Below are 10,499 nucleotides of genomic sequence, written 5' to 3' on the forward strand. Positions count from 1 at the left end.
GGGGGTCACTCCGCCGTGACGCGCGGGTCGAAGAAGGGATAGAGCAGGTCGGTCAGCAGGTTCACCAGCACGTAGATCGTCGCGGTGAACAGCATCGTTCCCTGCACCACCGGATAGTCGCGGGCATAGATGCCATCGACCATCAGCCGGCCGAGGCCGGGGAGGGTGAAGACCGTCTCGATCACCGCGATGCCGCCAAGCAGATTGCCAAGCACGATGCCAAGCAGCGTCAGCGTCGGCGCGAAGGCGTTGGGCAGCACGTGCCGGCGCAGCACGGTGGATTCCCGCAGGCCCTTGGAGCGCGCATGCGCGATATAGTCGAGGCGCAGCACGTCGATCGCCGCGGCGCGGGCCATGCGCGTCAGGACGCCGGTTTCGATCAGTGCCAGGGTGAGAACGGGCAGGGCGATGTAGAGCAGGGCGGCGGCGGCATCCTCGCTGAAGCCGACATAGCCGACCACCGGCACCCAGCCGAGTTTGAGCCCAAAGAAGAGCAGCATCAACAGGCCGAGCCAGAAGGAGGGGATGGAGAGCAGCAGCGTGGCGCCGCCCACCACGGCGAGGTCGAGCGCACTGTTCTGCTTCCAGGCGGCCAGGGTGCCGAGCGGGATGGCGAGCAGCGCCGCCAGCGCCACGGCCAGCAGCACGATGCCGGCGGTGACCTGGAAGCGCTCCAGGATCAGCGGCAGCACCGCCTGGCCATTGGCGAGCGAGAGGCCGAGATCGCCGCGCAGCGCCGCGCCCAGCCAGCGCAGGAACTGCACCGGCCAAGGCAGGTCGAGCCCCATGCTTTCGCGCAGCGCCTGCAGTTGCGCGGGATCGGCGGCATCGCCGAGCATGATCTGCGCCGGATCCCCCGGCACGAGGCGCAGCAGGGCGAAGACGGCGATGGCGACGAGCAGCAGCGTCGGCACCGCCATGCCAAGGCGCCGCAGCGCATAGGCAAGGGTCATCTGTATGCCTCCCTCAGCCGCCGCGCGCCACGTTCCACAGCCGTAGCTGGCCGGAGGCCCAGGGCTGCACGCCGCGCACATCCTGCCGCACGGCGGCGTAGTCCACCTGGTTGAACAGAACGATCATCGGCACCTGCTGCATGAAAAGGCTGTAGAGCGCTGAGAAGATGCGCTGCCGCTCACCCGCCTCCGTGGTGGACATGGCGCGCTGGAGCAGGGCGAGGGCCTGTGGCTCCTCCCACACCTTGCGCGGCTGCGTGTCCTTGGGGCCGGTGATCATCTCGTAGGACAGCGCGGCATCGAGGCGCGGTGAGTAGATGAAGGACATCATCTGGTAGTCGCCGCGGCTGTAGCGGTCGAGCGTCGTCGCCCAGTCCAGCACGTCGAGTTCGATGCGAAGTCCGGCCTCGGCGGCCATGCCCTGGGCGGCGAGGGCGGCGTCATAGACATTCGGATAGCGCCGCGTTGTCACGAGACGGATGGGCTGGCCACGATAACCGGCCTCGGCCAGCAGGCGGCGCGCCTGGGCGAGGTCACGCGCCGGGTACCGTGCCTGCGCCGCGTCGTGATAAGGGCTGGCGACCGGCAGCGGCGAGGGATTGGCCGGCGCATCCTGGCCGACGATGCCGGCGACCATCTCCGGCACGTCGAGCGAAAGGGCGATGGCGCGGCGGATGCGCGCATCCTTCAGCAGCGGGTCGCGCGTCTGCATCAGCAGGCCGCTCATGCCCATGGTGGGGGCTGCCAGCACGGCGATCCCGGGGCGTGCGCGCAGTTCCTGCAATTCCGCCGCCGCGACATCGGACATGACATCGATATTGCCCGCCAGCAGTGCCGCCTTGGCCGCCGAGGAATCCGGGATGACGACGAAGCGCAGCCGCGGCATCAGGGCCTGTTTGCCGCCGGCGAAGCCGTTGCGCGGGCCGGGCAGCGCGGCATAGCCGGCGAAGCGCTCCAGCTCGATATACTGGCCGCGCCGCCACTCGCCGAGCAGATAGGGGCCGGTGCCGACGGGTTTTTTCCAGTTGCCATCAGCAGCGACCGAATCCGGGTGGAGAATGCCGGTGCCACCGCAATCAGGCCGCGCCAGGGTGGCGAGCAGCAGCGCGGCGGGCTTCTCCAGCCGGATCACCACCGTGCGCGCATCGGGTGCTTCCAGCGCGGTGATGCGGGCGAGGCCGGTGCTGCCATTGAGGTCGGGCAGGCAGCGCCATTGCGTCGCCGGGTCGAGGTAGCGGCGCAGGCTCCACAGCACCTCGGCCGAGGTGAGCGGCGCGCCATTGTGGAAGGTGACGCCCTGGCGCAGCGTGAAGCGGTAGGAGAGGCCATCCTCGGCGATCTCCACCGCTTCGGCCAGCAGCGGGACAGGGGAGGCGCGTTCATCCAGCGCCACCAGGCCTTCCACCACATGCATCAGCACGGTGTCGGTGTTGAAGTCGCGGTTTCCACCGGGCTGGGTGCCACGGATGTCCGAATTGAGCGAGGCCCGCAGCGGCGGGGCCGGGCTTTGCGCCCGCGCCGGCAGGGCGGCAAGGGCCGTGGCGGCGAGGGCCGCGAGGAGAACACCGGTCTTCATGCAGCGACCCTTCTCGTCCGGGGCCGGCGGGCGGGGCCAGCCGGGATGCGGGGTTAATATGGACTTCGATAATCCAAAGTGCAAACATGCTGCCGCGATTCCCCGAGAGCCTCAAGGCCCATCTTTCCGTCATTGCCTATTTTCACAATGCCCGTGCGGGCACGATGCGGTGGAAGGCCCGGCCACATGTGGTCTCTGGGATGCATCATAGTGCTGAAAAAACCATGTGGTGCGCGCCACAGGCCCGCCCCGCCGACCGGATGGCCCGAGCATGAACGACTTCGCCTTCGCCACCCCGCCGAACGATCTCGGCGCTTATTGGATGCCCTTCACCCCCAACCGCGCCTGGAAGCAGGCGCCGCGTTTCGTCACCCGCGCCGAGGGGCTGCACTATGTCGCCCCGGATGGCCGGCGCATCCTCGATGCCATCGCCGGGCTGTGGTGCGTCAATGCCGGCCATACCCACCCGCGCATTGTCGCGGCGATCCGCGCCCAGGCGGGGCAGCTCGACTTTGCCTCCTCCTTCGGCCTCGGCCATCCGGCGGCCTTCGACTATGCCAACCGGCTGGTGGCCGTGGCGCCGCCGGGCTTCTCCCAGGCCTTTTTCACCAATTCCGGCTCAGAGGCGGTGGACACCGCGCTGAAGCTGGCCCTGGCCTACCATGCCGTCCGCGGCGAGGGGCAGCGGGTGAAGCTGGTCGGCCGCCAGCGCAGCTATCATGGGGTGAATTTCGGCGGCCTCTCGGTGGCCGGCATCGGGCCGCAGCGCAAGCATTTCGGCCCGCTGCTGCCCGGCGTCTCGCATCTGCCGCACACGCATGATCCGCTGCGCAACGCCTTCAGCCGTGGCCGGCCGGAACAGGGCGGGGTTGCATTCGCTGATGCGCTGGAGGGTATTTTGCAGGCGCAGGACCCCTCCACCATTGCCGCCGTGATCATTGAGCCCGTGGCGGGTTCCACCGGCGTTCTGGTGCCGCCGCGCGGCTATCTGGAGCGGCTGCGCGACATTTGCGACCGCCACGGCCTGCTGCTGATCTTCGACGAGGTGGTCACGGGCTTCGGCCGCCTGGGCGCGCCCTTCGGCAGCCAGGCGCTCGGCGTGGTGCCGGACCTGATCTGCTGCGCCAAGGGCATGACCAATGGCGCCGTGCCGATGGGTGGCGTGCTGGTCGGCGCGCGGGTGGCGGAGGGCCTGCTGGCTCAGCCCGAGGGGGTGACCGAGTTCATGCATGGCTACACCTATTCCGGCCATCCGCTGGCGGCGGCGGCGGCGATCGCCACGCTGGAGGTCTATCAGGAAGAAGGGCTGTTCGAGCGCGCCGCCGCCCTGGCCGCGCCCTGGGAGGAGGCGCTGCACGCGCTGCGCGACGTGCCGGGGGTGACGGATATCCGCAATATCGGCCTGCTTGGCGCCATCGAGTTCGGCGCGGCGGCGGGCGGCGGCCCGGCCCGCGCGCGGGCCATCGCCGCGGCCTGCTTCGAGGCGGGCGTGCTGATCCGCGCGGTGGGCGAGGCGCTGGTTCTCTCCCCGCCGCTGATCATCGGCGAGGACGGGATCGGCCGCATCACCGAGACCATCCGCCGCTGCGCCGGCCTGGCCTGAGGCCGGTTCCGGCTGCGGTGTTGCGGAGCCCTGTCCGAGCGGTCAATATGGCCGCTCTTCCAGGAGGTCCCTCATGGCGCGTGCCGCACCCAGCTTGCCGGCGTCGGCGGTGTCTGAGCCGACCGAGCGAATCCTGCAGATCCTGAGCGAGTCCGCGCGGCTTTTCGCGACGGCGGGCTATGACGGCACCTCGATGCGCGACATCGCCAATGCCTGCGGGATTTCGAAGTCGCTGCTCTACCACCACTTCGCTGACAAGGACGAGATCTTCGCCCGCATCGCGCTCGGTTCGATGCGTGAACTGTGCGAGTTCGTGACGGCGCGCATCCCGCAGGATGCCGCGCCGAGCCTGCGCATCCGCGCCTTCATGACCGCCACGGCGGAGTATTTCCAGCGCTACCGCTGGGCCTGGATCGCCTCCACCTCCTCCTTCTGGAACGACCCGAAGGCGCGGCGGCAGAAGGAGCGCATCATGTGGCGCGACCGCTATGAGGGGTTGCTCCGGCAAGTCCTGGCGGAGGCGGTCGAGGCGGGCGAGATCCGTGCGGTGGACGTGCCGATGGCCGGGCGCCTCATCCTCTCATCGCTGAACTGGATGCACCGCTGGTACAAGCCGGAAAAGGGCTCGTCGGCGGTGCAGATCGCCGAGAGCTATTTCGACATGATCTTCCACGGCCTGAAGGCGCCGCCGCCCGCTGCCTGACAGGGAAGGGCGGCGCGGGCGTCATTCCAGGGTGATCCGGCGCTCCGTGATGATGCGGCCCCATTGCTCGCGGTCGCGCTGCATCTGCTCGTCGAGCAGCAGGGGCGCGCCGTGGAGGGGGCGCAGGGCCTCGCTCGTCAGCCGCTGGCGGATGGGCTCGCTCCGCATGGCCGCGCTGGCCGCCGCGTTGAGGCGCGCGATCATGCCGGCCGGCGTGCCTGCCGGCACCAGAAGCCCCGTCCAGAATGAGGTGACGAGCTGCGGATATCCGGCTTCCCGGAAGGTCGGCACCTCGGGCAGCAGCGGCGCGCGTTCGCTTGCGGAGAGGCCGAGAAGGCGCAGCCGCCCCGCGCGGACATGCTCCAGCGTCGTGGTCGGCGCCTCGACGCTGATCTCGATGAGGCCGGCGAGAAGATCCGTCGTGGAAGGGCCATTGCCGCGATAGGCGACATCGGTCAACCGGATGCCCATCGCCTCCGCCAGCAGGATGCCGAAGAGATGGCCGACGCTGCCCGTGCCATTGGTGGCATAGCGCAGCGGATGCGGCTGGGCCCGCGCATAGTCGACGAAGCTGGCGATATCGGTGGGTGGCAGGCCGGCATGGGTGGTCAGGGTCAGCGGACCATCGAAGAGCAGCGCGACGGAGGAAAAATCCTCCAGCCTGTAGGGCAGGTTCGGGCGCATCAGCACATTCAGCGGCAGGCCGGCGGTACCGCCCACCAGCACCGTCATCCCGTCCTTTGGCGCATGCGCCACGGCTTCCGCCGCGATGATGGCATTCCCGCCGGGCCTGTTCTCCACAATGATGGTCTGGCCCAGGCTTTGCGCCATGTGCTGCGCGACCATGCGGGTGACGAGGTCGGTCAGCCCGCCGGCGGCGAAGGGCACGACGAAGCGGATGCTGCGCGCGCCCTGGGCTCGGGCGATGGCCGGCGCGAACAGGCCGGCGCCCGCCGCCGCCAGCAGCGCGCGCCGAGGCAGATGGGGCATGGGTCTCCTCCTTCGCCGGATCTCTCCGCCCGGCTCTGGCACCGAGCCTAGTCTCCCGCTGACCGATCGGTCAATGGATGGGCGTTGCCGTGCAGAGCCATGTTGCCAGCCGTGCCGGTGCGGTGTTAGCGTTCGCGGACTGACCGGTCGGACAGTGCCAGGAAAAGGCATAATCCGTTGGTCCGATGGGAGAAAACGAAGATGTCCGATGCCATCGTGCGCGTCGAGGTGCAGGAGCATATTGCCCTGGTCACCCTTGACCGCCCCCCGGTCAATGCCCTGAACCGCGCCATGCGCGATGCCGTGATCGAGGCCTTCGATGCCGTGGCGGAGCGTGACGATATCCGCGTTGCCGTGCTGACCGGCGCTGGCAGGACCTTCTGCGCCGGCGCCGATCTGAAGGACCGGCCGGACCCCGGCAGGACCGGGGCCTTCAGTGCCCATAACCGCGTCACCCGCGAGACGGGCAATGCCATCCGGGAATGCGCCAAGCCCGTCATCGCCGCGATCAATGGCGCGGCGCTCGGCGCCGGGCTGGGGCTGATGGCGGCCTGCGATATCTTCCTGGCCTCGGAGAACGCCGTGTTTGGCATGCCGGAGATCGATGTCGGCCTGGCCGGGGGCGGCGCCATGCTCAACACCCTGTTCGGCCGCTCCACCATGCGGATGATGATGTATACGGGCGAGCGCCTGACGGCGGCGGAACTGTATCGCCGCGGCATCATCGAGGCCTGCACCGCGCCGGAGGATCTGCTGCCCGAGGCGATGCGCCTCGCCGCGCGCATCGCCGGCAAGAGTCCGCTGGCCATCCGGTATGCCAAGAACTCGGCCAATATGGTCGAGCTGATGCCGCAGCGCGACGCCTATCGCTTCGAGCAGGATTTTACCGTCGCGCTCTCCCGCACCGAGGATGCGAAGGAAGCGCGCATGGCCTTCATCGAGAAGCGCCAGCCCGTCTTCAAGGGCCGCTGACATGACGGCGATGCCGCGCAGGCCCATCGGCGCCGGGCTGGACGCCATCCTCCAGCCCAATGCCATCGCCATCATCGGCGCCTCGCAGGATCCGACGAAGATCGGCGGGCGGCCGGTGCATCTGCTGCAGCGTTTCGGCTATCCGGGCGCCATCCTTCCGGTCAATCCGCGCGCCGCCGAGGTGCAGGGCCTGCCCGCCTATCCCTCGGTCGAGGCCCTGCCGCTGGTGCCGGACCTCGCCATCATCGCCGTGGCGGCCGAGGCCGCGCCGGAGGCCCTGGAAGCCTGCGCGGCGAAAGGCGTGCGTGCTGCTGTGATCTTTTCCTCCGGCTTTTCCGAGCTTGGCGCGGAGGGCGAGGCTTTGCAGGACCGCCTGCGCCAGACGGCGCGGCGCAGCGGCATCCGCGTGCTGGGCCCCAATTGCCTCGGCGCGCTCTCCATCGCCGAGAAGTCCATCGCCACCTTCTCGATTGTCCTGGAAGGCAGCCTGCCCCCGGCCGGGCCGCTCGGCATCATCTCGCAGAGCGGCAATCTCGGCAGCTTCACGGCCCTGCTGGCGCGTGAGCGCGGCATCGGCATCAGCCGCTTCATCACCACCGGCAATGAGTGCGATGTGGACGTGGCTGACGGCATCGCATGGCTGGCACGCGATCCGGCCACGCGCGTCATCCTCTGCTGCCTGGAGACCTGCCGTGACGCGCCGCGCCTGATCGCCGCTTTCGAGGAGGCCCGGCGCGCGGGCAAGCCCGTGGTGGTGCTGAAGATCGGCGCTTCGGAGGCGGGGCAGGCCGCCGCCGCCTCCCATACCGGGGCGCTGGCGGGGTCTGATGCCGTGTTTGACGCGGTGTTCCACCGGGCCGGCGTCTGGCGCGTGCGCAGTGTGGAACAGCTGCTCGATCTCGGTCATGCCGCCGCCGTGCTGGGGACGGAGCGCCTGCCGCGCGGCCGCCGCACCGTGCTGTTGACGGCCTCAGGCGGGTTTGGCGTGCTTCTGGCCGATGCCGCCAGCGCCGCGGGGCTGGAACTGCCCGCGCTCTCCGAGGCAACGCAGCGCCGCATCCTGGACATCGTGCCCTATGCCGCGCCGCGCAACCCCGTGGATGCGACGGCGCAGATGGGCAGCCGGCCCGACATCCTCTCCGGCATCCTCTCCGCCATCCTGGAGGATGAGCAGTGCGACGCCCTGCTTCTCCTGCTCTCCTCCTCGCTTTACATCCCGCGCCTGCGCACTGTGTTCATGCGGACGCTGCGGGAGATCCGCGCGCGCTACCCCGATAAAGTCGTGCTGCTCTCTGTCCACGGCCCGCAGGATGCGGTGGAGGAACTGGCGGCGCTCGGCTTTCCCGTCGTGGATGGCGTGGATGCCTCGGCTTTGGCGCTGCGCGGGCTGTGTGGCCTGGCGGAGGCGCGGCAGCTTCCCGCGCCGCCGCCGCCCCTGCCGCCCGCCGCGCCCCTGCCGGCCGAGGCGCTGCGCCACGAGCACGGCGCCAAGCAGGCCCTCGCCGCCGCCGGCGTGCCGGTGCTGTCCGAGATCATCGTCTCCGGCGCGCGGGAAGCGGCCGAGGCCGCTTCCCGGCTGGGCTTCCCCGTGGTGCTGAAGATCGTCTCCGAGGATCTGCCGCACAAGACGGAGGTCGGCGGCGTGGTGCTCGACCTCGGCGATGCGGCGGCCGTGGCCGCGGCGCATGATGCCATGCTGGCGCGGGTGCGGCAGAAGGCGCCGGGCGCGCGCATCGCTGGCGTGCTGGTCTCGCCCATGCGGCGCGGCGGCACGGAGCTGATCCTGGGCGCGCGGCGGGACCCGGTCTTCGGCCCGGTCGTGCTGGTGGGGCTGGGCGGCATTTTCGCCGAGATCCTGCAGGATGCCGCCATCCGCCCCGCCCCCGTCGATGAGCGCGAGGCGCTGGAGATGCTGCGCGCCCTCAAGGCTTTCCCCGTGCTGGACGGCGCGCGCGGCCGGCCCCGCGCGGACCTGCCCGCCGCCGCCCGCGCCATCGCCGCGCTCTCCCGCTTCGCCGCCGCCCATGCCGGGCAGGTGGCCGAGATCGACATCAACCCCTTGCTGCTGCTGCCGGAAGGGCAGGGTGCCGTGGCGCTGGACGCGCTGATCGTGCCCGCCCCGCCGGCGGCCTGACAGGAGCATCCCATGGATGGCATGACGCCGGACCTCACGGGCGAAGCCTTCCGCCAGCAGGCGCGGGACTGGCTGCGCGCGCATGTGCCGCCGGGCTTCCTGGCCGACCAGCCGGGCCATGCGCCGCCGGGCCTCGCGCAATGCATCGCCTGGGAAGCGGCGATGCACCGCGCGGGCCTGGCCGGCATCACCTGGCCGCGGGCCTATGGTGGCCATGGCCGCACGCTGCGCGAGCACCTGATCGCCAACCAGGAGATCGGCCGCCTCGCCCTGCCGGAAAGCGTCAGCTCGATTTCCAAGGAACTGGCGGGGCCGATCATTCTCGCCATCGGCACGGAGGAGCAGAAGCGCCGTTTCCTGCCGCCGATCCTGGAGATGCGTGAGATCTGGTGCCAGGGCTTTTCCGAGCCGGAAGCGGGCTCCGATCTGGCCGGGCTGCGCACCCGCGCCCGGCGCGATGGCGCGGGCTGGCGCGTCACCGGCCAGAAGATCTGGACCAGCGGCGCCGCCAAGTCGCAGCGCTGCCTGCTGCTGGCGCGCACCGGCCCGGTGGAGGATCGCCACAAGGGCCTCGCCCTTTTCGCCGTGCCGATGGACAGCCCCGGCATCCGCGTCGTGCCCATCATGCAGATCGACGGCCAGGACCATTTCGCCGAGGTCTTTTTTGACGATGTGCGCGTCGCGCCGGAGGATGCGCTGGGGGCGCCGGATGAGGGCTGGACCGCGGCGCTGCGCGTCCTCTCCATCGAGCGCGCGACCAACCGCATGTACCGTGCCTGGCGCTTCGAGAACGAGCTGCGCCACCTCGTCGCCGCCTGCCGGCAGGATGCGGCGCTGGCGCCGCTGCTGGAGGATGCCTCCTACCGCCAGCGCATCGCCACCACGGTGATGGAGATCGAGATGGTGAAGGGCCATGTCGAGCCGGTGGTGCGGAGCCTCGTGGCGGGGGAGGCGATCGGCGCGCGCGGCAGCCTGATGAAGCTGCACTGGAGCGAGGCGCATCAGCGTTTCGCCAGCCTGGCGCTGGAGCTTCTCTCGCAGGCCAGCCCTGGTGCCGCGCCCTTCGTGCAGGCGGCGCAGCGGCGCTTCCAGGGGCTCTACCTGAAGTCCCGCGCCGAGACGATCTATGCCGGCACCACCGAGATCCAGCTCGGCATCATCGCCGACCGCGTGCTGCAACTGCCCAGGGGGAAGTGAGCCATGGAGATGAGCGAGGCCGGCCTGGACCCGGCGGAATTCGCGGCCTCGGCGGCGCGGGCCGTGGCGGCCTGCGCGGGGCTCGGGCACCGCGCCCGCGCGGCGCGGCTGGCGGAGGACGGGCTGCCCGGCGTGCTGGCCGGGGAGGCGGTGGGTGGCCTCGGCCTGGGCCTGCCCTTCGCCGTGCCGGTGCTGGCGGCGGCGGGGGCCGGGGATCTGGCCTTCCCGCTGCTGGAGACCATGCTGCTGGCGCGCGCCCTGGCGCCGGAGCGGCCCGGGATCGCCGCCGCGCTGGTGGCGGGCGAGGCCTGCGCGACCATCGCCTGGGGCGGGGCCGCGCGGCTGGAGGCCGGGGGCGTGACCGGCATGGC

The 10,499-nt window shown here is 70.6% G+C and carries 9 protein-coding genes; 6 read left to right on the top strand and 3 right to left on the bottom strand.

Going from position 1 to position 10,499, the window contains the following annotated elements; all coding sequences use genetic code 11:
* Positions 1-5 precede the first annotated feature (5 nt).
* Both NON00_RS18175 and NON00_RS18180 read right to left on the bottom strand, forming a co-directional pair.
* Positions 6-953: an ABC transporter permease gene (locus NON00_RS18175; protein WP_256023999.1), complete on the bottom strand. Its 948-nt coding sequence runs from the start codon at positions 951-953 to the stop codon at positions 6-8.
* Positions 954-966: 13 nt separating this feature from the next.
* Complete coding sequence (locus NON00_RS18180; RefSeq protein WP_256024002.1) at positions 967-2,529, bottom strand: ABC transporter substrate-binding protein; 1,563 nt, start codon at positions 2,527-2,529, stop codon at positions 967-969.
* A 271-nt stretch (positions 2,530-2,800) separates the two neighbouring features.
* Here NON00_RS18180 and NON00_RS18185 point away from each other — a divergent pair, with 271 nt between their 5' ends.
* A complete protein-coding gene (locus NON00_RS18185) occupies positions 2,801-4,132 on the top strand; it encodes an aminotransferase class III-fold pyridoxal phosphate-dependent enzyme (protein ID WP_256024004.1) in 1,332 nt (443 codons plus the stop codon).
* 73 nt (positions 4,133-4,205) lie between these two features.
* Positions 4,206-4,835, top strand: a complete 630-nt coding sequence (locus tag NON00_RS18190) for a TetR/AcrR family transcriptional regulator (RefSeq protein ID WP_256024006.1) — start codon at positions 4,206-4,208, stop codon at positions 4,833-4,835.
* 21 nt (positions 4,836-4,856) lie between these two features.
* On the opposite strand, the gene NON00_RS18195 is transcribed toward NON00_RS18190, so the two are convergent.
* Positions 4,857-5,825 (bottom strand): tripartite tricarboxylate transporter substrate binding protein, encoded by a 969-nt coding sequence (locus NON00_RS18195; RefSeq protein WP_256024009.1) that lies wholly within the window; start codon positions 5,823-5,825, stop codon positions 4,857-4,859.
* A 201-nt stretch (positions 5,826-6,026) separates the two neighbouring features.
* On the opposite strand from NON00_RS18195, the gene NON00_RS18200 reads away from it, so the two are divergent.
* From NON00_RS18200 to NON00_RS18215, 4 genes are all read left to right on the top strand, one after another.
* On the top strand, positions 6,027-6,797 hold the full coding sequence (locus tag NON00_RS18200) for an enoyl-CoA hydratase/isomerase family protein (protein ID WP_256024012.1): 771 nt from the start codon (positions 6,027-6,029) through the stop codon (positions 6,795-6,797).
* A 1-nt stretch (position 6,798) separates the two neighbouring features.
* Positions 6,799-8,931 (top strand): acetate--CoA ligase family protein, encoded by a 2,133-nt coding sequence (locus tag NON00_RS18205; RefSeq protein ID WP_256024015.1) that lies wholly within the window; start codon positions 6,799-6,801, stop codon positions 8,929-8,931.
* Positions 8,932-8,943: 12 nt separating this feature from the next.
* Entirely contained in the window at positions 8,944-10,128 is a 1,185-nt protein-coding gene (locus tag NON00_RS18210; protein ID WP_256024017.1) for an acyl-CoA dehydrogenase family protein, read from the top strand.
* A 9-nt stretch (positions 10,129-10,137) separates the two neighbouring features.
* On the top strand, positions 10,138-10,499 hold a 362-nt coding region (locus tag NON00_RS18215), incomplete at its 3' end, for a hypothetical protein (RefSeq protein ID WP_370688737.1).

Origin of the sequence: Roseomonas sp. GC11, from assembly GCF_024437745.1 — a bacterium.
Lineage (GTDB): Bacteria > Pseudomonadota > Alphaproteobacteria > Acetobacterales > Acetobacteraceae > Pseudoroseomonas.

Bases quoted from the DNA above. Each gene is read 5' to 3' on its own strand.
- NON00_RS18175 (WP_256023999.1), bottom strand. From the start codon at position 953: ATGACCCTTGCCTATGCGCTGCGGCGCCTTGGCATGGCGGTGCCGACG.
- NON00_RS18180 (WP_256024002.1), bottom strand. From the start codon at position 2,529: ATGAAGACCGGTGTTCTCCTCGCGGCCCTCGCCGCCACGGCCCTTGCC.
- NON00_RS18185 (WP_256024004.1), top strand. From the start codon at position 2,801: ATGAACGACTTCGCCTTCGCCACCCCGCCGAACGATCTCGGCGCTTAT.
- NON00_RS18190 (WP_256024006.1), top strand. From the start codon at position 4,206: ATGGCGCGTGCCGCACCCAGCTTGCCGGCGTCGGCGGTGTCTGAGCCG.
- NON00_RS18195 (WP_256024009.1), bottom strand. From the start codon at position 5,825: ATGCCCCATCTGCCTCGGCGCGCGCTGCTGGCGGCGGCGGGCGCCGGC.
- NON00_RS18200 (WP_256024012.1), top strand. From the start codon at position 6,027: ATGTCCGATGCCATCGTGCGCGTCGAGGTGCAGGAGCATATTGCCCTG.
- NON00_RS18205 (WP_256024015.1), top strand. From the start codon at position 6,799: ATGACGGCGATGCCGCGCAGGCCCATCGGCGCCGGGCTGGACGCCATC.
- NON00_RS18210 (WP_256024017.1), top strand. From the start codon at position 8,944: ATGGATGGCATGACGCCGGACCTCACGGGCGAAGCCTTCCGCCAGCAG.